Origin of the sequence: Bacteroides sp. MSB163 (assembly GCF_036416795.1) — a bacterium.
GTDB classification, from domain to species: Bacteria; Bacteroidota; Bacteroidia; order Bacteroidales; family Bacteroidaceae; genus Bacteroides; species Bacteroides maternus.
This window is the reverse complement of sequence record NZ_CP143867.1, coordinates 5,338,261-5,364,583: the sequence shown is the minus strand read 5'-3', so window position 1 is coordinate 5,364,583 and position 26,323 is coordinate 5,338,261. Positions and strand designations below refer to the sequence as shown.

At 37.0% G+C, this 26,323-nt stretch carries 23 protein-coding genes; 22 read left to right on the top strand and 1 reads right to left on the bottom strand.

Features of this window, described 5'->3' with window-relative positions:
- Window positions 1-27 precede the first annotated feature (27 nt).
- Complete coding sequence (locus VYM24_RS21055; protein WP_330940842.1) at window positions 28-930, top strand: CPBP family intramembrane glutamic endopeptidase; 903 nt, start codon at window positions 28-30, stop codon at window positions 928-930.
- On the opposite strand, the gene VYM24_RS21050 is transcribed toward VYM24_RS21055, so the two are convergent.
- A complete protein-coding gene (locus VYM24_RS21050) occupies window positions 869-2,995 on the bottom strand; it encodes a Tex family protein (RefSeq protein WP_299088294.1) in 2,127 nt (708 codons plus the stop codon). The genes VYM24_RS21055 and VYM24_RS21050 overlap by 62 nt on opposite strands.
- 1,527 nt (window positions 2,996-4,522) lie before the next feature.
- Between VYM24_RS21050 and VYM24_RS21045 the strand changes: the two genes are divergently transcribed.
- From VYM24_RS21045 to VYM24_RS20945, 21 genes are all read left to right on the top strand, one after another.
- On the top strand, window positions 4,523-5,095 hold the full coding sequence (locus tag VYM24_RS21045) for a UpxY family transcription antiterminator (protein WP_034753688.1): 573 nt from the start codon (window positions 4,523-4,525) through the stop codon (window positions 5,093-5,095).
- Between the two features lie 97 nt (window positions 5,096-5,192).
- Entirely contained in the window at window positions 5,193-5,669 is a 477-nt protein-coding gene (locus VYM24_RS21040; RefSeq protein ID WP_195424647.1) for a UpxZ family transcription anti-terminator antagonist, read from the top strand.
- Between the two features lie 127 nt (window positions 5,670-5,796).
- Window positions 5,797-6,915, top strand: coding sequence for an ATP-grasp domain-containing protein (locus tag VYM24_RS21035; protein ID WP_330940841.1), 1,119 nt, complete (start codon window positions 5,797-5,799; stop codon window positions 6,913-6,915).
- A 1-nt stretch (window position 6,916) separates the two neighbouring features.
- Complete coding sequence (locus VYM24_RS21030; RefSeq protein WP_330940840.1) at window positions 6,917-7,558, top strand: PglD-related sugar-binding protein; 642 nt, start codon at window positions 6,917-6,919, stop codon at window positions 7,556-7,558.
- A 75-nt stretch (window positions 7,559-7,633) separates the two neighbouring features.
- A complete protein-coding gene (locus tag VYM24_RS21025) occupies window positions 7,634-7,864 on the top strand; it encodes an acyl carrier protein (protein WP_007217831.1) in 231 nt (76 codons plus the stop codon).
- Window positions 7,865-7,866: 2 nt separating this feature from the next.
- Window positions 7,867-8,925, top strand: coding sequence for a 3-oxoacyl-ACP synthase III family protein (locus VYM24_RS21020; RefSeq protein ID WP_330940839.1), 1,059 nt, complete (start codon window positions 7,867-7,869; stop codon window positions 8,923-8,925).
- 2 nt (window positions 8,926-8,927) lie between these two features.
- Entirely contained in the window at window positions 8,928-9,689 is a 762-nt protein-coding gene (locus tag VYM24_RS21015; protein WP_291552823.1) for an SDR family NAD(P)-dependent oxidoreductase, read from the top strand.
- Window positions 9,690-9,796: 107 nt separating this feature from the next.
- Entirely contained in the window at window positions 9,797-10,933 is a 1,137-nt protein-coding gene (rffA, locus tag VYM24_RS21010) for a dTDP-4-amino-4,6-dideoxygalactose transaminase (protein WP_330940838.1), read from the top strand.
- A gap of 69 nt (window positions 10,934-11,002) precedes the next feature.
- Complete coding sequence (locus VYM24_RS21005) at window positions 11,003-12,451, top strand: MATE family efflux transporter (RefSeq protein ID WP_330940837.1); 1,449 nt, start codon at window positions 11,003-11,005, stop codon at window positions 12,449-12,451.
- 25 nt (window positions 12,452-12,476) lie between these two features.
- Entirely contained in the window at window positions 12,477-13,688 is a 1,212-nt protein-coding gene (locus VYM24_RS21000) for a glycosyltransferase family protein (RefSeq protein ID WP_330940836.1), read from the top strand.
- 333 nt (window positions 13,689-14,021) lie between these two features.
- Entirely contained in the window at window positions 14,022-15,002 is a 981-nt protein-coding gene (locus VYM24_RS20995; RefSeq protein ID WP_330940835.1) for a hypothetical protein, read from the top strand.
- A 1-nt stretch (window position 15,003) separates the two neighbouring features.
- The gene (locus VYM24_RS20990) at window positions 15,004-16,113 is read left to right on the top strand and encodes a polysaccharide pyruvyl transferase family protein (protein ID WP_330940834.1); all 1,110 of its coding nucleotides are present in this window, start codon (window positions 15,004-15,006) and stop codon (window positions 16,111-16,113) included.
- Window positions 16,114-16,118: 5 nt separating this feature from the next.
- Window positions 16,119-17,318: a Coenzyme F420 hydrogenase/dehydrogenase, beta subunit C-terminal domain gene (locus tag VYM24_RS20985; RefSeq protein WP_330940833.1), complete on the top strand. Its 1,200-nt coding sequence runs from the start codon at window positions 16,119-16,121 to the stop codon at window positions 17,316-17,318.
- A 25-nt stretch (window positions 17,319-17,343) separates the two neighbouring features.
- A complete protein-coding gene (gene wecB / locus VYM24_RS20980) occupies window positions 17,344-18,498 on the top strand; it encodes a non-hydrolyzing UDP-N-acetylglucosamine 2-epimerase (RefSeq protein ID WP_330940832.1) in 1,155 nt (384 codons plus the stop codon).
- Window position 18,499: 1 nt separating this feature from the next.
- Window positions 18,500-19,597, top strand: a complete 1,098-nt coding sequence (locus tag VYM24_RS20975; RefSeq protein WP_330940831.1) for a glycosyltransferase — start codon at window positions 18,500-18,502, stop codon at window positions 19,595-19,597.
- A complete protein-coding gene (locus VYM24_RS20970; RefSeq protein WP_330940830.1) occupies window positions 19,598-20,782 on the top strand; it encodes a glycosyltransferase in 1,185 nt (394 codons plus the stop codon). It begins immediately after the preceding gene.
- 3 nt (window positions 20,783-20,785) lie between these two features.
- Window positions 20,786-21,340: an acyltransferase gene (locus tag VYM24_RS20965; RefSeq protein WP_330940829.1), complete on the top strand. Its 555-nt coding sequence runs from the start codon at window positions 20,786-20,788 to the stop codon at window positions 21,338-21,340.
- A gap of 29 nt (window positions 21,341-21,369) precedes the next feature.
- Window positions 21,370-22,224 carry a polysaccharide deacetylase family protein gene (locus VYM24_RS20960; protein ID WP_330940828.1) on the top strand — a complete coding sequence of 285 codons (855 nt, stop codon included), beginning with the start codon at window positions 21,370-21,372 and terminating at the stop codon, window positions 22,222-22,224.
- Window positions 22,225-22,231: 7 nt separating this feature from the next.
- The gene (locus VYM24_RS20955) at window positions 22,232-23,206 is read left to right on the top strand and encodes an NAD-dependent epimerase/dehydratase family protein (protein WP_330940827.1); all 975 of its coding nucleotides are present in this window, start codon (window positions 22,232-22,234) and stop codon (window positions 23,204-23,206) included.
- 21 nt (window positions 23,207-23,227) lie between these two features.
- A complete protein-coding gene (locus VYM24_RS20950; protein ID WP_044270496.1) occupies window positions 23,228-24,184 on the top strand; it encodes an MraY family glycosyltransferase in 957 nt (318 codons plus the stop codon).
- A 203-nt stretch (window positions 24,185-24,387) separates the two neighbouring features.
- Window positions 24,388-26,322, top strand: coding sequence for a sensor histidine kinase (locus VYM24_RS20945; protein WP_259029127.1), 1,935 nt, complete (start codon window positions 24,388-24,390; stop codon window positions 26,320-26,322).
- Window position 26,323 lies beyond the last annotated feature (1 nt).

Genomic DNA, 26,323 nt, shown 5'->3' with positions numbered 1-26,323 from the left:
GGGTATTAACATATAGAAACTAAGGATATGGAATCAATGAACGAAGATATAAATATTGCCCCGCAAGAGTCGAAACTTGTCATTTATCTGGTTGTTGCGGCAAAAGTTATCGTTTATATACTTTTGATGCTGGGATTTGCCGGAGTATTGGGAACTGTTTGCATCAAAGCGGTCTCTTTTTTTAAGATAGATGGAATTTTGAAAGAAGTTGTCATGCAAAGTAGTTTTCTGGCGGGAACTTTCCTGGCGGCCTGGGTTCTGCTGAAGAATTGGGACCACCTTCCGATTACAGACTTGGGCTTATCCTTGAAAGGGCGGGCTAAAGACATCTTTTGGGGTACATTCGTTGCTTTGGCTATCTATGCTGTCGGATTTGGAATATTATATGGGTTGGGAGAGGTTGAAATTGCTGCCGTACACTTTAGCGCATACGATTTTCTGCTGTCTTGGATATTAATGTTGCTGGTTGCTCTTGCAGAAGAGATTGCCTTTCGCGGTTTTGTCCTGGGGCATTTGCTGACCGCAGGTGTCAATCGTTTTGTGGCATTGTTTCTTTCGTCTGCATTGTTTTCCCTGATGCATATTTTTAATCCTAACTTTTCTCTGATCGCTTTTCTGAATATATTGTTGGCGGGGATTATGATAGGTTCTACCTACATATATACGCGTAATTTGTGGTTTCCTATCGCTCTTCATCTTTTCTGGAATTGGCTGCAAGGTCCGATTCTTGGTTTCGAAGTAAGCGGAGGACGATTAGGCGGTACTTTATTGTCTTTAGAATTACCGGAAGAGAATATCATCAACGGCGGTGCATTCGGTTTCGAAGGTTCCATCCTGTGCACCGCGTTGATGATTATTGTTATTGTGATTATTCTGAAATCAGCTTCAAGGCAATCCGCTTGCGATCCATATCCACACTCAGCACCCTGACCCGGACATGCTGGTGAATAGAGACAATCTCATTCGGGTCTGAAACGAAACGGTCGGCCAGCTGCGAAAGATGGATCAGACCATTCTCTTTTATACCTATGTCGACAAATGCGCCAAAGTTGGTGATATTGCCTACGATGCCGGGGAGTTCCATACCTTCGTGCAGGTCGTTGATGGTGCGTACATTCTTGTCGAACTCGAAAATCTTTATCGGACCTCTCGGGTCGCGTCCGGGTTTTTCCAATTCTTGCAGAATATCTTTCAGTGTCGGCATACCCACGGTAGGAGTGAGGTATTTCTCCGGTTTTATTTTCAGGCGGAGCTCCTTGCTGGCGATAAGTTCTGCTACGCTGCATCCCAGGTCTTTTGCCATCTGCTCTACGATGCAATAACTCTCAGGGTGTACGGCCGTATTATCCAAGGGGTTTTCAGCCTGTGGAATACGAAGGAAACCGGCGCATTGCTCAAATGCTTTGGCTCCCATACGCGGTACTTTCATCAGTTGCTTGCGGGAGGTAAATGCACCGTTTTCCGCACGGTAGTTCACGATGTTTTGTGCCAGCTGAGGGCCTAGACCGGAAATATACGTCAGCAGGTGGCTACTTGCCGTATTCAGATTTACACCAACCAGATTTACGCAGCTTTCTACGGTCAGATCCAGTGATTTTTTTAATTTCGTCTGATCCACATCATGCTGGTATTGTCCCACGCCAATGGACTTCGGATCTATTTTCACTAATTCCGCCAATGGGTCCATCAGGCGGCGGGCGATAGATACGGCTCCACGTACCGTGACATCGTATTCGGGAAACTCATCCCGGGCGATTTTGGATGCGGAATAAATCGAAGCACCCTGTTCGCTCACCACAAATACCTGAATATCCTGTCTGAAAGTTTGGTGTTTCAGAAATTCTTCGGTTTCACGGCTTGCGGTTCCGTTGCCTACGGCGATGGCTTCTATCTGATAAGCTTCCACCATCTTTTGTATTTTGGATACAGCCTCTGCGGTTTTGTGCACCGGAGCATGCGGATAGATGTTCTCATTGTGGAGCAGATTGCCTTGTGCGTCCAGGCATATTACCTTGCAGCCTGTACGGAAGCCCGGATCAATGCCCATTACCCGTTTTTGCCCCAGTGGGGAGGCGAGCAATAGCTGGCGCAGGTTCTGGACGAATACCCGGATGGCTTCTTCATCGGCCTGCTCCTTACTTTGTGCGGCAAACTCAGTTTCGATGGACGATTTCAACAGGCGTTTGTAGGCATCCTGTACGGCCTCCGCCACTTGTTCTCCGCAAGCGTTGTTGCTACGGACAAAGCGGCGTTCCAGACGTTCTACACATTCCTCGTCATCAGGACTTATGCTGACTTTCAGCAGACCTTCGGCTTCGGCACGACGGATGGCAAGCAACTGGTGCGAGGTACATTTCTTCAGTGGTTTGCTGAATTCGAAATAATCCCGGTATTTATCTGCTTCGGTTTCTTTTCCTTTCACTACCTTGGCGGTGATGACGGCTTGCCGGGAGAAGGCGAAACGCACGGTGTTGCGTGCCTGTTCGTCTTCACTGACCTGTTCGGCAATGATGTCCCGTGCCCCTTTCAATGCGTCTTCGGCATCTTTCACTTCTCCTTTGACGTATGCTTCCGCACGTTTCTCGGGGTTGGGTTCCCGTTGCAGCATCAGCAATGTCGCCAGTGGTTCCAGTCCTTTCTGGCGGGCTACTTCCGCACGTGTGCGGCGTTTGGGTTTATAAGGTAGGTAGATGTCTTCAAGAATGGTGCTGTCCCATGTTTCATCAATACGTTTTTGCAGTTCGGGAGTCATTTTCCCCTGCTCGTTGATGGTGTTGATGATAGTCTCTTTCCGTTTGGCTGTTTCGTTCAGCTTCTCATAGTGTGTTTTGATGGCTTCAATTTGCACTTCATCCAGTCCGCCGGTAGCTTCTTTGCGGTAGCGACTGATGAAGGGAATGGTAGCTCCGTCTTCCAATAAATCAAGTGTATGGCCGATTTGCTTCTCGGAAATGCCGAGGGCGGCGGAAATCATGCGATGGAATAACTGTATCATGTTGAGTTGTTTTTGAATAATGAGGGCCAAAGATACAAAAAAAGAATAAAAGATATCTCTGTAGCCGAAAAACATATTATTTGTCTATCCGGAGTTTATGCACACTTTTACCTACACGCTTACACTCACCTTCTGCATCGCCCTGTTCATCGGCAATAGAGTGGAGTGTAGGTAAGTGTAGGAAGAGTGTAGGCAAATTTACCTACACTCCACCTATATCAGAGATATATCTTTGATTATCTTTCCGTTACCCCTCTTTTTTGCCTACACTATTCGTTTTTACACCCTTTCATTTCAGGCGTTTTTCCTCCTACTTTTGTCCATCCAAAGCAGGGATTGTAAGTGTCAATCCCTTATGTCCATTGCGCAAACTACGCATGTATACTCTGTTGACATAGAGTGTTTTAGATGTGACCACGATTGTAAACATCGTGACTCACAGTAGTGATATACATGCTTTACAACCGTGAAGCACGTGCATTACAACTGTAAGCACATCTAAATGCAGCATTCTAAAACAAAGGAGAAAGGATCTGAATCCAAAGAAAAAGCTATGTAATAACAAGTAAAAGGGCATGTAATTCATAAGGAAGTAGGTACAAAGCGTTCATCAACAGACTATTGTAGCAGTGTATTTCAGCAGATAAACGTTTATAAGGCTATTGAGGTAAATAATGATTTAACTATGCATTTTTTTTAATAGACCTTTCTTACTTCTTCAATTTTAGTAATTGTATTCTTCGGTAATATCTATTAATGTCTGCATTAATAGCTTTATGTTTATTATTATTGTTTATAGATATTCCTTTTTTGCACAAGAAATGTGTAATCACAGTCAATCTGTTTTTCCATAGATGTACACAGGAGATTCGTTGTGTATAGCTCTATTAAATTTGTTTTTTACCATACTTCTATGATTTTTAATGTCTGAATTAGTGATGGAAAAATATTTTCAAGCTACGAAGATTAGTGTAAAAAAGAAAGAGTGAGTAAGAATCTTAGAATAATATTGATTATATATACTGATTTACGACGATTAATTGGCTGATATATAATTTATTGGAGTAAGAATGGATAGGTGTTCAAAAAACGTTCGTTTAATGGGCGCAAAGGTAAAAGGTATTTTTTGAATGACCAAAATGTTTGATAAAAATATTTTCTCAGACCCTCTTTTTTAATGTAAGTATCTCATGTGTAAGATTTTACATTCTGAAAAAATATCATTAATATCTATTCAACTTAATGTTTTTATAAGAGACATTTTCTTTACAAATATTGGTGTCCATTAAACGAACGATTAAAAGACAACTAATCTTCTTTAATCACCCGTTTATAGCTTTTGACTCCAGAAGCTCCACATAGATGTTTCACAGCTTCTTTTTCCGCGATGGTAGGAAGTTCTGAAATGAAATGAATGCAGCATAAGTTATTTAAAATAATCGCATTACATAACTTGACCGGTAGGTATTTCACTACTCCGGTGTCCCTAAAAAATATCCTTACGCAAAGTTGCTTTGCGAAAATATCATGACTGAAAGTACTCACTCTCAGCTTTCAACTTTCAACTCTCAAAATCTCCATTGGTTTGCTGTTCGTGTCTCTTATAGTCGTGAACTGACTCTTAAGTCTATTCTTGATAAGGAGAACATAGAGAGCTTTATTCCTATGTGCTATGGAATGGTGATGAAAGGTGGTAAGCGTGTCCGTAGATTGGTGCCCGCCATACATAATCTTGTCTTCGTTCATTCTACGCGCAAACGTATTGATGCTTTGAAGGACGAGCTTGAGGGAACGATGCCTATACGTTTCATTATGAATCGTGAACATTGCCGTCCGGTAGTTATTCCTGATGCGCAGATGCGCAGTTTTATTCTGGTAGCGGGTAGTCACGATGAGCCAATTCTTTATATGGAAGCAGCCGAACTGAATTTGGTAAAAGGTCAGAAGGTTCGTATCACTGATGGTGTTTTCAAAGGTGTAATCGGTGAGTTTGTCCGTATTCGCCATGACCGCCGTGTGGTAGTCAATATTGAAGGTGTCATGGCTGTAGCTACTACCTTTATCCCGCCTTCGCTTGTTGAGCCGTTAACTGTTGATTGACATTACCGTTGATAATAATCGTTAGTTGATACATAGTATTGTGTCCTCTTAAGTCTTTCGAAGTATCTTCTCTTTTTGAAATAAAACATTTAATAATATGAATTCTAATTCTTCATCATTATTTTCCTTAGCCCATGATCTTCTAACCTACGGGCTTGATGGAAGTCCCATTTATGCGGACCAATTTACACGTTTGAACCGTGATGTTTACGAACGGGCTATCGAACTTTACAACATTCATGGAGCTACGGCCGAAGAGGAGGCTGAACTTTGCCTTGGTTTGTTAGTGGCTTTCGCTGCAACGATTTATGATAATGGCTGCAAACAGGAATATATTCAGAATGTTCTGGATCGTAGCTGGGAGGTGCTTCCGAAGCTTTCTGCGTCATTGCTGAAGGTGCGTTTGTTAACTTATTGTTATGGGGAGTTCTATGATGAGAGTTTAGCAAAGGAGGCTCATGAAATTATCAATACTTGGGATAAGGCAGGGTTGAGCCTGGAGCAGGCGGAGATTGCAGAGGAGTTGAAGGGATTTGAGGAGAATCAGTATCCGTTTGAGGAGGTAGAAGAATAAATAATCTACATATAGGTATTTTAAGTTCATAGTACATGTGATTGCAAGGGCTATTGCTGTGAATGAAAAGGTGCATTTGTCTGCTGTTTTGTGGTACGCTTACCTATGAATTATTATAAATATGCAAATGAAAAAGAAATTAGCAATAATAGGTGGAAGTTATTTGCAATTACCTGCAGTATTGAAGGCAAAAGAATTGGGGTATGAAGTCCACTGTTTTGCATGGCGAGATGGAGCGGTTTGTGAAGCTTACGCTGATTATTTTTATCCAATTTCAATAGTTGAAAAGGAGGAGATATTGAAGGAATGTATGCGTATCGGTATCGATGGTATCACTTCCATAGCCAGTGATGTAGCAGTGCTTACGGTGAATTATGTAGCATCTCGTATGGGATTAATTAGTAATCCGGATGAATATTCAGAGATTACAACCAATAAATATTTGATGCGTGAGTGCTTTACAATGAATAAGATTCCTTCACCCCGCTATACTATAGCATCTAAAGACGATGCTTATAACATTAAGGGGTTTAATTTTCCGCTTATTGTGAAGCCTACTGACCGTTCCGGAAGTCGTGGTGTTGAAAAAGTGCTTGATCCTGTACAGCTTGGAAAGGCTATTTCTCGTGCACAGAAAGATTCTTTCAATGGTGCTGCTATTATCGAAGAATATGTTACAGGGTGTGAGATAAGTGTTGAGTCTATTTCTTATGAGGGATGTCATTATATTCTTCAAATCACCGACAAGGTGACTACGGGAGCACCTTATTTTGTGGAGTTGGAACATCATCAGCCGTCTGCGCTTTCTCCGCTTGTTCAAGAGCAAGTAAAAGATATTGTTTTACGTGCTTTGGATGCACTTCATGTAAGGTACGGTGCGTCACATTCAGAATTAAAGATTACTGAAGATGGTGATATCCGTGTCATTGAGATTGGCGCTCGTATGGGAGGTGATTTTATCGGCTCTACACTTGTTCGCCTTTCTACAGGGTATGACTTTTTAGAAGGAGTTATCAAAGTAGCGATGGGTGAATTTGTCGAGCCCCAAATTACAGAGCATAACTACTCTGGTGTTTATTTTCTCTGTAAAGAAACGGAAAGTCTCAAAGCGATCATTGAAAATAAAGCAGACTATCCTGAGATAGTAGAAGCGGAAATCACAGATCAGACATTGCGTAATATTGAATGCAGTGGGGATCGGAGCGGGTATTTTATATATAGGAGTAATACAAAATTTGTTATTTAAAATGAGAAGAATTGCGATAATCGGTTCTGCGGCTTTTGGACAGCAAATAGTGGACACTATTGAAAATGATTCAATAGAATCTTTTGAGATTGCGGGCTATTTTGATGATTTTGCTGTAGTAGGTTCTAAAATCAAAGGTTATCCGATTTTGGGTAAAATAGATAGTATTGTTGAGCTGTATCATCAAGATAGATTTGATTGTGTATTTATAGCGATTGGGTATAAGCATTTTGCTTTTAAAGAAACAGTATACAACAAGATTAAGAATAGAATACCTCTTGCGAATATTATTTGTAAAACGGCTTTTATACATCCAACATCTAAAATTGGAGAAGGTGTGCTGATAGCAAGTTTTGCAATAGTTAATAAGAATGCGACAATAGAAGATGATGTGTGTATAACTTTAAGATCCATTGTTAATCATGATTGCTTAGTTGATAAACATACATTCTTTTCAACTAGTGTTTCAACTGCGGGTAATGTTAAAATCGGAAAAAGGTGCTTTATAGGTATAGGCTGTATTCTTTCTGATGGAATTTCGGTTGCTGATGACGTATGGCTCTCACCAGGAGTAGTGTTGGGAAAAGATATAAATTCTTCCGGTCACTATATTGGTTATTCCATGAAAGTTACTAAGTTGTAAAACACGGTAATTGGTCTTTATATTTGGAAGGTGAATATTATTTTTAGATTAAAACGATATTAAAAAAGTGGAATTATGAATATACAAGATTTTATAGAAAAATTTGCTGAAGCAGTAGAAGTGGATTCTGCCGAGGATTTGAATGAAAATACAAAGTTTAGAGAATTGGATGAGTGGAGTTCTTTGGCGGTTCTTTCTGTTATAGCTATGCTGGATGAAGAATACGATACTCAGATAGAGAATGCGGATTTTAAGAAATTGCAAACAATAAGTGATATTGTTCAATTTATTGAGTGTCAGAAATAATTATGGCATTTTTGGAATATTACGGGGTTGGTATATCTGCATTGTCAGCGGCAGTTCCCCGAACTGTTATTAATAACTATGAATATACTCAATATTTTCCCAAAGAACAAGTCAAAGAGGTAGTTGATAAGGTGGGAATTTATGAACGTCGTTTTGCTGATGAGAACACATGCTCTTCTGATTTATGCTTTGTTGCGGCTGAAAAACTGATAGCAGATAATAATATCAATCGCGAAGAGATAGATTTGCTGGTTTTTTTGTCACAAACTCCTGACTATAGGATGCCTGCAACATCTATTTTATTGCAAGACAGATTGGGTTTATCTCACTCGACCATTGCTTTTGATATTACTTTGGGATGCTCAGGATTTATATATGGTTTGAGTGTTATTTATGCATTAATGCAGCAAAAGGGGCTTAGAAAAGCTTTATTTCTTGATGGGGAGACTCGTTCGAAAGTTTATTCTCCTAAAGATAGACGTTCCGCATTTTTGTTTGGTGATGGTGGCGTTGCTGCTTTAATAGAACGGGATGAAAAATTTGGAAAAAGTTGTTTTTCATTGAATTCGGATGGGAGTCGTGGAAATTTGATCATGATTAAAGGCGGAGGATACCGTAATCCTAGTTCTATTGAGACACTGAAGGAGAAAGTCGTAGATGAATATGGAAATATTCGTAATGATGAACAGGGATATATGCAAGGAGCTGATGTTTTTAATTTTGTGATTCGCGAAATACCCAAAGATATTAAAAGGATTTTTGAGTATTCAGGTACTGAGGCCGCTTCGTTGGATTACTATATATTTCATCAAGCAAATAACTTTATCAATTCTTATCTTGCCAAAAAGCTGAAGTTAGATATTTCGAAGATTCCTTCAACAATATCTAAATATGGTAACACTTCCTCAGTGAGTGTTCCTTTGACTATTGTAAGTGAATTGCAAGGGAAGTTTGATACCCCTAAAAAGTTACTTTTAAGTGCTTTTGGTGTTGGTATGACATGGGCTACAGGCATTATAACATTGGATGGTTGTAAAATCAGTGAAATAGTGGAGGTGTAAAAATGTATAATCCATTTTCTCTATCTGGAAAAAAGATTATTATTACTGGTGCATCTTCTGGTATAGGCCGGCAATGTGCGATTGACTGTAGTAAAATGGGGGCTACAGTCATTCTTGTTGCTCGAAATGAAAAGCGGCTGAAGGAGACACAGAAAGAGATGCAACAATCAGAAAGGCATTCTTATTACTCAATTGATTTGGGACAACCGGATAGGATAAAAGAATTAGTGGAAACTATAGTTATAACTCATGGTAAGCTAGATGGTTTTATTCATGCTGCCGGGATAGAGAAAACTCTTCCAGTGAAGTTGTTGTCTATAGATGATTATGAAACTTTATTTCGTGTAAACACTTTGAGCGCTTTTGAGTTTATTCGCTGCTTTAGTAATAAGAAATTTTTCAATGATAATGGACGTATAGTTTTGCTTTCTTCTATAACTTCTATTATTGGGCGTGGAGGAGTAGCCGCTTATGCTGCTTCAAAGGGGGCTATGGTAAGTGCTGTTCGCTCTATGGCATTGGAACTTGCAAGAAAAGGTATTTGTATAAATTGTGTTTCACCTGGTACAATTCTCACTCCCATGATGCAGGATTTCTTGTCGACTCTTTCTGAAGAAGATTATAAGAAACGTATTGACGGTTTTCCATTAGGGTTGGGTGAAGTGACTGATGTGTCACAGCTATGTCTTTTTCTTCTTTCGAATGCATCACGTTGGATTACGGGGCAAAATATAGTAATAGACGGAGGATATACTTCTCGGTAATTGATAGGCATTAATAGTTGGAATAGTAAATTCCTATAAATCTTATGGCTATCGTTTCAAGATTTCTTCAAAAGGAATAAAAATCGAAAATCAATAATTATTAGTTTATGATTCCATTTAATAAGCCTTTCCTTACAGGCAAGGAAGCTCATTACATGTATCAAGCAGTTTACACAGGTAAACTTTCTGGTAATGGTGTGTTTACTAAAAAGTGTCAGGCATTTTTTGAAGAACGCTATGGTTTCAAAAAAGCATTGATGGCAACATCTTGTACCGATGCTTTGGAAATGGCTGCTATTCTTTGTGATATAAAATCTGGTGATGAGGTAATTGTGCCAAGCTATACTTTTGTATCGTCGGCACTAGCTTTTGTACGTCAGGGTGCTAGTATTGTATTTGCAGACTGTTGTTCGGATAATCCGAATATTGATGCAGATAAGATTGAAGCTTTGATTACAGAGAGGACAAAAGTGATTGTTCCTGTTCACTATGCTGGTGTAGCTTGTGATATGGATAAAATTATGGAAGTTGCAGAGAAGTATAATTTGCTCGTAGTGGAAGATGCCGCACAAGCCATAGATTCTTTTTATAAAGGACGTCCGTTGGGAAGCATCGGTCACTTGGCAGCTTTTTCGTTTCATGAAACGAAAAATATAATTTCCGGTGAAGGAGGTTTGCTTGTTATTAACGATGAGCAATTCATCCGTCGTGCGGAAATTATTTGGGAGAAGGGTACTAACCGTTCTGAATTCTTTCGTGGTGAGGTGAATAAATATGGTTGGGTGGACATAGGTTCTTCTTTTCTGCCTTCAGAAACTGTTTCTGCATTTCTTTATGCGCAACTTGAGAATTTGGATATGATTCAAGATCGCCGCAAAGCTATTTGGGAACAATATTATGAAGGATTGAAGCACCTTGAAGATAAAGGTTTTGTTCATCTGCCGAATCTGCCGGAATATGCAACTAATAATGCTCACATGTTCTATTTGGTATGCCGATCGCTTGAGGAACGCACTACGCTTATAAAATACCTGAAGGATAATGGTGTACTGTCTGTTTTTCACTATTTAAGTTTGCATCTTAGTGGCTATTACAAAGCAAATTATACAGAAATTCCCAACTTGCCGTTCTGTGATCGTTTTGCAGATTGTCTGTTACGTTTACCTATGTTCTATGAGTTGAAGGATGAGGAGATTAAGATAGTTGTTGATTTGATTGATGAGTTTTATAAATCAAGAGGGTAACGACGAATGATTGATTCGAAAAGGATAGCAAAGAATACCGGTTTTCTCTATATCAGAATGCTGCTTATCATGGCAGTAACCCTTTATACATCGAGAGTTATTCTCAATGCTTTGGGGGCTGATGATTATGGTTTGTATAATTTGGTAGGGGGAATAGTCAGTATGCTTGCATTCTTAAATGGCACATTAGCTACTGCCACTTCCCGTTTTCTTACTTTTGATATTGGCATTGGTGATTTTAAGAGATTAAAGCAGACATTCAGTACTTCTTTCTTTTCTCATTTCGCATTAGGCTGCATCGTGGTGCTGCTGATGGAAACGGTTGGTTTGTGGTTTATTCTTAATAAGGCAATTATACCGGTCGAACGTCTTGAGGCTACATTGTGGGTATTTCATATTTCAGTAGCTACTGTCTTGGTTACATTTACGCAAGTTCCTTATACTTCGTTGATTATGGCGCATGAGCAAATGAAAGCGTTTGCTTATATCAGTTTACTTGAGGCTTTATTAAAGTTGGCTATAGCTTTTTTAATAGTAATATCGCCTATTGATCAATTGGTATTTTATACCATATTGATGTTTGCAACTCAATTTTCAATAGCGATGATTTATCGTTATTATTGTTACAGGCGTTGGGATGAATCACATATCACAAAAGACTTTAGTATCTCAACACTGAAAGAGATGATGAAATTCTCTGGGTGGAACATTATATCTCATTGTGCTGAGACTCTTCGTGTGCAAGGTTTGGTGATGCTTTTCGGTATGTTTTTTCAGCCTGTTGTGGTTGCGGCACAAGCTGTTGCTACTCAGTTATCACACGGTATTACGCAATTTACAAATAATTTCCGGACTGCTATTAATCCGCAGATTATTAAACTATATGCAGCAAGGCAATATGATGAGTCAAGAAAGTTAACTCTCGAGTCTTCTATTTATGTTTTTGAGTTGTTTTTGCTTATTGGAATTCCAGTTCTTCTTCTTACTGAACCTATTATGAAATTATGGTTAAAAGAAGTTCCGGAATATGCCGTTGCATTCTCTCAGTGTATAATCGTTTCTGCTATGATGGGAACATATAGTAGTGCATTTTATACTCCGCTTACTGCTGCAGGCAAATTGAAAGGGAATTCGTTAGCGGCTCTTTTTGTTTGTGGTGGACAATTTATATTAGCTTACATGCTATTAAAATGTGGTTTTAGTGTGATGTGGGTTCAGTATAGTTACATTGGTGTTTCCTTTCTATTCGCTTTTATTATAAAACCGTATCTTTTGGTGAAGGAGATGGGATATAAAGTCTCTGAATTTGCAAGATGTTTTCGTAAGAGTTTTTTTGTTTTAATACTTTCATCGGTTATTCCTTTTGTAGTTGCTCAGTATGTGGATAGGAGTAGTTTCTTGGGCTTTACTACCATAGTTTTTATCAGTGTGCTGAATGTGCTTGTTGTCGCTTGGATGTTTTTGTCTAGAGGTATGAAAGAAAGAGTGTTATTAGTAATAAAGTCAAAGTTTGCATAAGTCTAATTGAATAAGGGTAAGTTATATGAAAACATATATCTTTTTAAATAATTCCATCCGACAAATGGGAGGAGCGCAGATGTATATTCGTAATAAGATGCTGGCATTGGAGAAGGAAGGTTGGCATGTAGAAGTCTTTTATTTTTTAGAAGGAAAAATTCTTATTCCTGAATTGAAAAAATTTAAAGATAATCGTATTGAAAATTTGCGTTTCCCTATATTTTCATTAAGTGAAAATGCAAGAAAACAAGTACTGAATATAATTTCTAATCGTGTTACAAAATCAGATGATGTAGTAATTGAATCGGTAACTTTTGGATTTAGACATTGGGGTGAACTGATTGCCGAGCATCTTTCCGGATTAAATCTTTTATTTTTTGTTAATGAGACTTATCCCAAACTTTCTAAAGCTGAGGAAGATTACCTTCTTTGGAAACAAAAAAGAGGGGAATACTTAAATCATATAAGCGTTAAGAAAAAAGCTTCGATAAGAGTTGCTTCTGAACATAACGATAAGTATGAATTTATTATGACACCATATAATAATGTTGTATCTTCGGAAAGTATTAATTTTGAATTTGATAAATCATTACCTGTAATTACTAGTATAGGTCGCTTAGAAAAAAATTACATTCTAAAAATGGTCTTGGAAGTAATTAAATTTGCAGAGGAAAATGATACTAAAGTAAATTTATTCTTTATTGGTGGAGCCTCTGAAAAAGGCTATATTGATAATATTAAAGCAGAACTATCCAAAACAAATATGGTAATACCACATTTCTTTGGATATTTATTTCCTATTCCAGTGAATGTTCTGGATGTTACAGATGTTGTGATAGCGGTATCAGGATCCGTCTTAGTAGGAGCTTCAAGAAATATTCCGACAATATCAATAGATGTGAATGATTCCTATCCTTTGGGAGTTTTTGGACATACGACACATAGTCGTTTATTTAGGAGTAATGAGCCTATTGTGCCAACATCAAAAATTCTCAAGGATATAATATTGGATAATAAATATAAAGAGGCGGTTAATTATATAGACCCGGATGTTGATGTAATAAATCGGCATAATTCAGATCTGATAAATAAACTTTTAAATAATAATAAAGTTTATTACAATGTTATGGTAATAAGTTCCTTTAAAGATAAGCTGAGTTATTACATGAAGAGTAGTTTAAGGAATATCATCGGTGATGCTAAGATAGAAAAAATTAGAAGAAGAATATTTGGATAGTATAAAGTTTGTTCTTTGTGGATAAAGAGAATGTTTATCCCTAATGAAATACTTATTCAATGATTTTGTTATATGCTTTTGTCTAAAAATAGTAATTCTATAATTGTAACGTTACTGTTATTGTTATATCCAATACTATATACTTATGGTTGGGGATTTTTTAGTTTTGGTTTTATCCCTACTATTCTATTAATGATAAGTTACTGGATATTCAATAGACATCTGTATTTGCAATATCCCAAAGTCCTTTTTCTATATATAAGTTATTTTTTGATAGCAAGGGTTCTTTGTGCTACTTCCTTATCTACCCTCATTGCACCAAGTACCACATCAATGATGGTTGTACTTGGCTTTTTTTTATTTTGTTTAAGAAATGCAGATATAAAGCTATTTCTCAGGTGTTATCGTATTATAGCTTTTACATGTATCATTTTTTTCTTTTTTCAGGAATTAATGTATTACACTATAGGTTATCGTTTTTCAGGTATATTAACTGTTTTCCCTTTAACATTAGGAGGTGTAGATGGAATAGATGCGAGTGTGTGGGAAATGGCTAGAATGAGTGCAGAACGTTCTTCTTCTTTTTTTAGTGAACCTGCTCATTTTGTGCAATTTTTATTGCCACTATTGATATTGGAGTTTTTGTTCGTATCAAAAAAGAGAGCATATTTAAGAGGATCGGTTATTGCCATAACCTTACTCGCATTACAATCCGGTAATGCTTTAATAGGGCTTGCTGTGTTTTCTGTTTTTTTTCTATGCTTTTTATATTCAAAATTTAATCATGCGATATTTTTAGGGAGTTTATTATTGATTTTAGCATTAGGTATATTTGCTACGAGGGCAATGTTGAATACTGAACAAGGAGAAAAACTGTTGGGACGTCAAGAACAATTAAACAGTGATCAGATAGGTTCTTCAGGTTTCCTTCGTATTTGGAGAGGGTATTTTGTCTATTCATCTTTAAGTCTTAAAGAGCAAATCTTAGGGGTTAATAATAAAGAGGTCTTGAAAAAACGAATAAAGAAATCATCGGTAAATTGGTCATTTAAAGATGAAAATGATTTGTATTTCAATACTGTACAGAGCTTTTTATTATATACAGGTGTTGTGGGCTTATTTCTTTTCTTACTTTTTATTATTTGGATTTGGAAGGAGAATAATTTAGCTGGTCGATGTATTTTAATAACCTTTTGTGCCTTGTGTTGTATTGCCAGCCTTTTCTTTACACATACAATGTTGTTATATTTAATCCTTTCTATATTGATGAAACGTGAGAATGTTAAATGTGAAATGATTAGAATAAAAATTTAATATGAATACATTTCGGAAATCTTATTCTGTTTTGTTAGTAACAGTTCATTATGGAGCTAATTTTGGATCTGCTTTGCAAACTTATGCAACGGTGAAAGTTTTTAATAAGTTAGGCGGTGAAGTTACTACACTTAATTATATACGTAGAAGCGCAACATGGCCTTCTTATTTTAAAGATGCTTTGCAGTCTCTGCCTCGTATGTTACGTAGGTTAGGTTTTATTCCGAAGAAGATACTTAATGATTATTTTCTTTTCGGAGGATTCTTGAAAAAATATTGCAATCTGACTCAAAGGTATACTTCATTAGAGCAAATTAGAAAGAACTTACCCAATGCAGATATTTATGTAACAGGTAGTGATCAGGTATGGAATAGTACATATAATGGTGGGATAGATCAAGTTTATTATTGGTCTTTTCTCCCTTCTGGTACTCGGAAAATTTCATTTTCATCATCTATAGGTAAAGAGGATTTACCTTCTGGTGAATTTGAGGAAATGAAAGAGCAGTTAGATTCTTATTCGGCATTGTCTGTACGTGAAAAGAGTGCAAAGTGCTTATTGGAAAAAATGGGTTTTGTGGATGTAGAACATTTGCTTGATCCTACATTTCTCTTGTCAAAAGAAGAATGGAGGAGTTTGATAAAGAAACGGTTGTATAGAGACGAATATATATTGATTTATATACCTTATAACATAACTTCTAAAGAGATAATTTATACTACTGCAAAAAAAATAGCATCAAAGTACAATTTGAAAATTCTTACCTTTTCAAAAGATTACCGTTCTGAGAAGAATGCAGATAAAACATTTTTTTTTACTTCCCCTGAGGATTTTTTGTCTTTAATGTACTATGCGAAATTTGTTATAACTAACTCTTTTCATGGAACTGCATTTTCGATTAATTTGAATAAACAGTTTTGGGTGTATGAGCCATCTAAGTTTTCGACTCGTATATTAAGTATCTTGGAATTGGTAGGTTTGAAAAACCGTTTGCTGAACGATGTAATTTTAGATGATAATGTTGAATCAATAATCAATTTTAATGATGTGAACGTGATACTTCAGGCTGAGAGAAAGAAAGCTATGAGTTTTTTACAAAAGTCTATTTGAGTTGTATGTATTTAGTGTCAGGAAATAAGTCTGAATGTTGTGGTTGTACAGCTTGTCAGCAAGTTTGTAAAGAACAAGTTATAACCATGCAAGTGGATAATGAGGGTTTTCTTTATCCTGTAAAGGATATTGATAAATGTACTAACTGCGGCCTGTGTGAGAGAGTCTGTGCTTTTGTGCAGCCTACTTATAATCATGAACAGCCAAATGTGTATGCTGCTTATATAAAGGATCAAAAAGAAAGGCAAAAAAGTTCAAGTGGAGCTTTATTTTATACGATAGCTAAATTCGTTATTAATTCAGGCGGTGTTGTTTTTGGAGCAGCATTGGATAAAAAACTGAGTGTGATTCATCAGTCCGCACAAACAATTGAAGAGTTAACCCCACTTCGAGGATCTAAATATGTTCAAAGTAGTTTAGGAGATACCTTTAATATTATAAAATCATTACTTAAGTCGGGGCGTTTAGTGTATTTTACAGGTACCCCTTGTCAAGTTGCTGGACTTAAGGCTTTTTTGCGGAAGGAATATTCTAATCTTCTTACATCTGATTTAGTTTGTCATGGAGTACCTAGTCAGAAGCTTTTCAATCTTCATTTGAAATATTTGGAAGAACAGTATAATGGTAAAATTATTGATTATCAATTTAGGGATAATAAGAGATGGAAAGGAAGTGAAATTACTACTTATATAAAAGAAGAACAAATATTTAAGCGTGTTTTGCCAAGTTATGATTTGTCCCCTTATTTGTATTCTTTTATGTATTCTCTAACTTACCGTTATTCTTGCTATCATTGTCCTTTTGCAAAAATACCTAGGCAAGGAGATATTACTTTGGCTGATTTTTGGGGAGTACGTAAATATTATCCTCATATAAACGCATCAAAGGGAGTTTCTTTGGTTTTGGTTAATACAGGTTTGGGAAGGCAAATTTGGGAAAATGTAGAAAAAGAAGTCATGAGTATTAAGTCTGATGTGATATCAGCTTCAAAATACAATAAGAATTTAGTAACAGCTTCTCTTATGCCCGCCGTTAGAAATGGTATATATGAACGTATAGATAATGAAGGATATGTCGTTATTGCAAATAGTGTGTTTCGTACTCCTTTTTATTGGCGTATAAGAATTCGGATATTTATAGGAAGTTTGTTGAATGACAAGGTTAAGCAGTTGATGCTAAATCTGCTCGCTAAATATAAAAAATAAAAATTAGTTATTATTTGCTGTCAGTATGAAAAAAGTAATGCTCGTTTTCGGAACTCGTCCCGAAGCAATCAAAATGGCTCCTCTTGTAAAAGAGTTCCAAAAACATCCTGAGATATTCCAGACAATTGTATGTGTAACAGGACAACATCGGGAAATGTTAGACCAGGTTTTAAACATATTTGAAATAAAGCCTGATTATGATTTAAATATAATGAAGCAAGGACAGGATTTATATGATGTAACGGCTAAAGTATTGACTGGTATGAGGGATGTATTGAAAGATGCTCGACCGGATATTGTATTGGTACATGGAGATACAACAACGTCAACATCATCTGCATTAGCTGCTTTTTACCAAAAAATCTCTGTCGGTCATGTGGAAGCTGGACTTCGTACGCATAATATTTATAGTCCGTGGCCTGAAGAGATGAATCGTTTGATTACAGGACGTATTGCTAATTATCATTTCTCTCCGACACAACTTAGTCGGTGCAATTTATTAAATGAAGGGGTACGTGAAGATGCTATTATTGTGACTGGTAATACTGTAATAGATGCTCTTTATATGGTTATTGCTAAAATAAGAAAAGATAAATTGTTAAATAGCGAATTGAAGGAGATTCTTAAGAATGCAGGATATGATACCAATAGATTAATTAAGAATAAAAAGATGGTATTGATAACTGGACATAGACGAGAAAATTTTGGTGATGGTTTTATTTCAATGTGCTGTGCAATAAAGTCACTAACAGAGAAGTATCCCGATGTCGACTTTGTTTATCCTATGCATTTGAATCCTAACGTGCGTCGACCTATTCATGAAGTATTTGGGGAGAATCTTTCTGAATTGGATAATATGTTTTTCATAGAACCATTAGAGTATCTATCGTTTGTATATTTGATGGAAAAGGCTACAATAGTATTGACTGATAGTGGTGGTATACAGGAGGAAGCGCCAGGACTTGGAAAACCGGTTCTCGTAATGCGTGATACAACGGAACGTCCAGAGGCTCTTGATGCAGGAACTGTAAAACTGGTGGGGACTGATTATGAAAAAATCGTTAATAATGTATCGCTTCTTATAGAAGATTCATGTGCCTATGAACAAATGAGTAAAGCGGTCAATCCTTATGGAGATGGTAAGGCATGCTTTAGAATAGTGGAATATTTGAAACAGTAATATGAAATCATTTTTATTAATAGACTCTTCTTATCCTATCAATACAAGGAATATTCGTTTTCTTAATTCACTCAAGAAATATTTTCCAAATGCTTCTGTTGAATTTATTGGGTGGAATAGAAAGGGACGTGAAATTCTTGAAGAAGATAGGAAAATGCCTATCTATAATGAGATCTCGGAATTGGGAAATCGTAAGGCTAAACTTTTAGGACTTTGGGGCTTTTATAAATTTATTCGGAAATATAACAAACAGATGAAGCCGCAAGTTTTAATAGCATCTCATTGGGATAACTTACTATTAACCGTTTTATTAGCTAATCAGAATCAAAGAATTATATATGAAAACCTAGATATTCCGACTTCTACAAATAAATGGGTATTAAAGGTTCTTCACTTGATCGAAAAATGGTGTTTGAGGAAAGTAGATTTAATGACTGTTGCTTCACGTTTTTATGTCCCTTTATATTCAGATTACCGTGGAAAAGTTATTATAATAGAGAATAAATTGCCTAATGATGTACCTCGGATAACAGATTATCATTTATGTACTAATTCTCAGGCAAGTAATAAGGTTTTGAATATAGTGTTTCTGGGTAATATTAGGTATGTAGAAATTCTTAATAATTTGATAGAAGCAATACGTGACGATTCTTCTTTGTTTCTCCATATATATGGAGACGGGCCTTTTTATGATGAATTGCAATCTTTTGCAAAGGATGTCGCTAATGTGAGGTTGTATGGTAGATACAGTTATGGAGATATAACTCAAATATATTCTCAGGCAGATTTAATTTGGGCTGTTTATCCTGCTGATGATTATAATGTAAAATATGCCATCTCTAATAAGTTTCATGAATCACTTTACTATGCAGTTCCGGCAATTTATGCGTCAGGAACAGAACTGGCAAGTTTTGTAAGTCAAAATAGAATAGGCTTTGAGGTTGATTGTTATAGTGTTCAAGAAATAAGAAATTTATTTAATAAAATAACAAAAGAAAATTTGTTGGAAATTCATGGTGAATTATTGCATCAAAGAATACAAGAGAAAAAATGGGATGAAGAATTTATGCCATTTATAGATTATTGTAAAAATAATTAAATGTCTAAGATGCTAAACAAAAATAGAAAATTTCTTTTTCTTTCTCCCAAACCTCCTTATCCACTTAATGATGGGGGGAAAATTCGCTCATATCAGTCTTTATATTTTTTATCTAAGATTGGTTTAGTAGATGTTTTATATGTATCGGAAGAGAAAGATAACTTAGTAGTTGAGAGGGGGATAAAGTCTATAGCCAATAAAATCTATCCTTATTATATATCTAAATGGCGTAGATTGATAAATATGTTTTTAGGTTTGTTTGGTAAAAGGCCATTAAGAAATAGAATGCTTTATGTGTCGATAATTCAGAAATGGATTAATGATAATATAGAGAATTATGATGCTATATATTGCCAGACGCTTCGAATGGTTGATTATGTCATAGGGAAAAGTAATGCAGATATATATGTAGACTTTGTTGACGCAGTTTCAATGAATTATGAGAAAGCAGCTAAAAATTCTTCTTTATTACACTCTGTCTTTTATCGAATTGATTATAAGAGATTGTGCTGGTATGAAAAATTTGTCTTGGAAAATGTAAAACATTCTTCTATTATTTCAAATGTGGATAAAGAGTACATCGCTTCTAGAATGAAAGCTCCTATAAATTTATGTGTTATAGGTAATATGGTTCAATCTACGGGTAAGCAGGTTCGGCCGGCTGAAAATGAAAATATGATTTTGTTTGTTGGAAGAATGGATTATGAACCTAATGTTATAGCTGTTATAAATTTTGTAAGAAATATATTTCCTTATATAAAATCTTATTTCCCATTGGTAAAGTTTTATATAGTTGGAGCATTTCCGTGTTCTCGTGTTTTAAAACTTGCTGATAAAGATGTTATTGTGACGGGATTTGTTGATGATATTTATGATTTTTACGCAAAAGCAACAATTGTTGTAGCTCCTATGCTCACAGGAGCTGGTATTCAAAATAAAATCATTCAAGCAATGGAATTGGGATGTTGTGTTGTTACAACTACTATTGGAGCTGAAGGATTAGATATACAGAATGAAGAATTAGTGATAGCAAAAGATGCCAATGATATGATGAAAAAAATTCATTATTTGTTAGAAAATCCTTGTGAAAGGGCAAAAATAGGTGAAAAGGCAGTGGCTTATATTGAGAAAACAGTTAGCGAGTCTATAATTTTTAATGATTTTATGAATTTTGTAAATAACTGATAAATGAACAATTTTGAACCTTGGTATAAAGAAAAAATTTCCCTCATCTTCTCTGAAATCTTTGGTGGTATCTTTTCCCTTTCTTTTTTGAAAGCCATCTTTTCTTCCTTTGCCTATTTCTTACACGAACAGGTGATATGGCGAAAGAAGATTCACCATAAAGGAGATTATCGTATTCATGCACGTGCCTCTTTACGCAATGCTCAAAATATTTATTTGGGTGAAAATGTTCGTATTACAATGGATTGCTGTATATGGGCAGAACAGCATTCTAAAATAGTGTTTGGCGATAATGTACTGGTCGGTCCAGGAGTAAAGATGTTTTGTGGAAATCACGGTACAAAGCTTTGTAATACTCCGATGGTGTATCAGGAACGTCGTGAGAAAGATATCGTTATTGGCAATGATGTATGGATTGGTGCCAATTCTATTCTTGTTTCTGGTGCAAAGATAAATGATGGAGCTATTGTTGCGGCTGGTTCGGTGGTGACAAAAGAAGTACCAAAGAATGCTATAGTAGCTGGATCACCAGCTAAAGTTATCAAATACCGTTCTTAATAATAAATATCATTTCTCTCTATTTTTTTATGAATTTATTAACCTTCGACATTGAAGACTGGTATAATTGCGACTTTATCTCAGGTGATTTCAATTGGGATAAACATGAAGTGCGTATATATCAGGGAGTAGACCGTATTCTCACAGAATTAGAGAAACGGAATCAAAAAGGAACATTTTTTTGCCTTGGCTGGATTGCGGAAAGACATCCAGATGTGATTCGTTCTATTCAAAAGCAGGGGCATCATATAGGTTGTCATTCCTATCAGCATGAGTTGTCTTTCCGTTTTGATGAGAAGGCATTTAAAGCAGATACATTGAAGGCGAAATGCCTGATAGAAGATGTGACGGGAGAGGAAGTGAATGCATTTCGTGCTCCGGGTTTTTCTATTACCAAGAATAATACTTGGGCGCTTTATTGTTTGGCAGAGATGGGATTCAGATATGATTGTTCGATGTTTCCTGCTCCTCATGATTATGGTGGTATGCCAAGTTATGGAGAAGGTGTTCCGAAACGTATTGATGTTGGTGATGGAAGGATTATTAAAGAGTTTCCTATAAATATCCATCGGATAATGGGCAAACATATTGTTTTTTCCGGTGGTGGTTTCTTCCGTTTGTTTCCTTACTGGTTAATTAATCATTGGGGAAGACATAGTGATTACATGATGACTTATTTTCATCCGAGAGATTTTGATGAAGGACAACCTGTCATGAAAAACTTACCTGCCGTACGTCGTTTTAAAAGTTATGTGGGTATAAAAGGTGCGTTTACTAAGTTTCAACGACTATTGGATCACTATGAATTCTATAATGTGGAACAGGCGGATGAACTGATAAATTGGGATACTATTCCTGTAATACAATTAGATAGTTTAAAATAAGAGAATCATGAATATATTAATTACAGGTATTCACGGTTTTGTGGGCTCCAATCTTGTTCTTGCCTTAAAAGGACATCATTCCCTTTATGGTCTTGATATTATCGCCCCTGAAAAGGAGGGAGTAGTAAAAACTTTTGCTTGGAAAGATATTGAAACGACTTCTTTTCCGATGCAGCTGTTACCCAAGTTTGATGCTATCATTCATTTGGCAGGCAAAGCGCATGATACAAAGAATCAGTCTGCTTCTCAGGTCTATTTTGATATCAATACAGGGCTGACACAGAAGATATTTGATTTCTTTTTAGAATCATCTGCGAAGAAGTTTATCTTTTTCAGCTCTGTGAAAGCTGCTGCAGACAGTGTAGTGGGGGATATGCTGACAGAAGATGTGATACCGACTCCGGTTGGTCCTTATGGAGAAAGTAAGATTGCAGCTGAAGAATATATTCTTAGTAAGTTGAGAAGTGAACATGGAGAATTAAAAGTTGCTATGCAGCGCGATAAACAGGTGTATATACTTCGTCCTTGTATGATTCACGGTCCTGGTAATAAGGGTAATCTGAACTTGCTTTATAATGTGGTAAAGAAAGGTATCCCCTGGCCTTTAGGCGATTTTGAGAACAAGCGTTCTTTTACTTCTATAGATAATCTTTGCTATGTAGTGGAAGGTTTGTTGACAAAAGACGTAGCGAGTGGTATTTATCACATGGGTGATGATGAAGCCTTGTCTACGAATGAACTGATAGCCCTTATGTGTAAAGCTATGGGTAAGGAGCCTCACATCTGGAAAATGAACAGAAAAATGATGGAAGGTTGCGCAGGGCTTGGTACGCTGCTTCATTTGCCTTTGAATACAGAACGGCTGAGAAAACTGACTGAGAATTATGTGGTAAGTAATGAGAAGATAAAATCTGCTCTTGGCATTGACCGGATGCCCGTCCGTGCGGCGGATGGAATAATGAAAACAATACGGAGTTTCTAACCTATTTATAAATTGTAAATCGTGTATTATATCATTATATTAGTTCTGCTCTTTGTAGCAGAACTTTTTTATTTTAGAGTGGCCGATAAGTGTAATATCATTGATAAGCCCAATGAGCGTAGTTCTCATTCACGGATAACTTTGCGTGGTGGCGGTATAATCTTCTATTTTGGAGCTTTGGCCTATTTCCTGAGTAACCATTGGGAGTATCCATGGTTTATGTTGGCATTGACTCTGATCACTTTTATCAGTTTTGTAGATGATATCCGTTCTACTTCCCAAGGCCTGAGGTTGGTGTTTCACTTTACTGCTATGGCTCTAATGTTTTACCAATGGGGCTTGTTTTCGCTTTCTTGGTGGTGGATCATTATAGCTTTGATTATTTGTACGGGTATCATTAATGCTTATAACTTTATGGATGGCATCAATGGCATCACGGGTGGTTATTCATTGGTTATCCTTGGTGCATTAGCATATATCAATTCTGAGATCACTACGTTCGTAGAACCGGTTTTGATCAATACCGTTCTTTGTTCCGTCTTGGTCTTTTGTTTCTTCAATTTTCGTAAGAAAGCGAAGTGTTTTGCGGGTGATGTCGGTTCTGTGAGTATCGCTTTTATTCTCCTTTTTCTGATAGGGAGACTTATAATTAAAACAGAAGATTTCAGTTGGATAATCCTGTTATCCGTTTATGGTGTCGATAGTGTCCTGACTATTATTCATCGCCTGATGCTTCATGAGAACATCGGTTTGCCCCACCGAAAACACATGTATCAATTGATGGCAAACGAGTTGAAAATACCTCATGTTGGGGTATCATTAATTTATATGGCGGCACAGGCTTTGGTCATATTGGGTTATTTCTGTTTCGTGGGATATGGTTATTGGTATTTGTTGGGGATAATTGTATTATTGAGTGGCATTTATGTGTTGTTTATGAGAAGGTATTTTCATTTGCATATTCAAAAGAGAAAATAAAAATGAGTCTTCGGCTTTAGGAAGCAATGCGATGAATATCTGATAAAAACATTCTTTTTTTAAATAATAACGGGCGGTAAGGCGGTAGTTTGATGAACTATCTCTTACCGCCCGTTTCTTTTTTATAGTTTAAAATTCTACAACTTTATTTCTATCCTTATAACTTTATTGTATATTTGCCAAAACAATTCTATATTCACTGAATGGGCTTATTTAGGAAAATAATATATAGTTTTTTTCTTTTCTTACTGGTATCCATTTTGGGGCTTTCATCAGTTTTTGCAGTGACTGGGGAACACCCGGTACTGATTATCAGTTCGTATAATCCGGATGCTCGTCAGACTTCCGGAAATATATACGATTTCATGGAAGAGTTTGAGCGTCTGGGTGGAAAAGCTCCGATAGCTTTGGAAAACATGAACTGCAAAAGTTTCTCCGAGTCGCCACAGTGGAAATCGAAAATGGCGGAGATACTGGATAAGTATGAGGGAAAGCATGCGCCTGTATTACTTGTTTTAATTGGTCAGGAGGCATGGGCTGCCTATCTGTCACAAGCAGACTCTATACGCGGAAAGTTCCCGGTACTGACTTCATTGGCAAGCCGCAATGCCATTATTCTTCCGGATGATTCTGTAAATCTGAAAACATGGATGCCTGATGCAGTGGATTTCTTTAATGACTTTACTGATTCTTCTGTCAAAGCCGGTTTTGTTTACGAATATGATGTGGAAGCCAATATCAATCTGATAAAACACTTATATCCGAATACTAAGAATATAGCTTTTGTTTCTGATAACAGTTATGGAGGCGTTTCCTTGCAAGCCCATGTAGTAGCGGAGATGAAGAAACATCCGGAGTTAAATCTGATTCTACTGGATGGACGTACAAATACGATTTATACCATCAGTGATAAACTTCATGAATTGCCCCCGAATACAGCTTTGTTGATGGGTACCTGGCGTGTGGATATGTACGACGGATATTTTATGCGTAATGCAACTTATACCATGATGGAAGCTGCGGGTGATGTACCTACATTTTCCATTAGTTCTGTCGGTATCGGTTATTGGGCTATAGGTGGAGTGACACCCTCTTATCGGCCATTGGGCAAGGATATGGCGTATCAGGCAGTCCGTTTGCTGCAAGGAGCTGACAGTGATCGTATAGAAGTAGAAGTCATTCCTAATAAAGTGATGATGGATAGTAAGATTGTGAAGGAAAAGCGTCTGGATCTGTCTTTTATTCATCAGCCGATAGAAATGGTGAATGAGAATCCATCATTCTACGAACAATATAAATATCATATCTGGACTGTTGCAACCATTTTAGTCGTGTTATCTGCGGGGTTGTTTGTTTCATTGTACTTCTATTACCATACCAAAAAGCTGAAAGATGAACTGCAAGAGTCGGAGAGCGCTTTGAGAGATGCGAAAGACCGTGCAGAAGAGTCCAGCCGTCTGAAGAGTGCCTTCCTCGCAAATATGAGTCATGAAATCCGTACTCCGCTGAATGCAATTGTGGGATTCTCGGATGTATTGGCTTCCGGGGGAAGTTCGGAAGATGAACAGCAGGGGTATGTTGATATCATCAAAACCAATTCTGATTTGCTGCTTCGCCTGATAAATGATATTCTGGATGTTTCCCGTCTGGAGGCGGACCGGGTTACGTTTACATTTGAGGAATGTGATGTAGTGCCGTTGTGCCAACGCGTTTTGGCTTCTGTCAGTCAGGCTCGCAAGTCGGAAAATGAGTTTATCTTTGAGTGCGACCGTGAAAGTATGGATATGCGCACTGACACTCAGCGTCTGCAACAGGTTATCATAAATCTGCTTTCCAATGCCGATAAGTTTACCCGGAACGGTAAGATTACTTTGGGACTGAAAGTGGATGAGAAGCAAAGAGAAGTCCTGTTTTCTGTCTCGGATACGGGTACAGGTATTCCTTTGGAAAAACAGAAGCTTGTATTTGAGCGATTTGAAAAGCTGAACGAGTACGTACAGGGCACAGGATTGGGACTTTCCATCTGTAAGTTGACCGTAGAGAAGTGGGGAGGAGAGATCTGGGTGGATCCGGGATATACGGATGGGGCAAGATTTGTATTTACACATCCATTAGACATCGAACAACCAAAGAAATAAC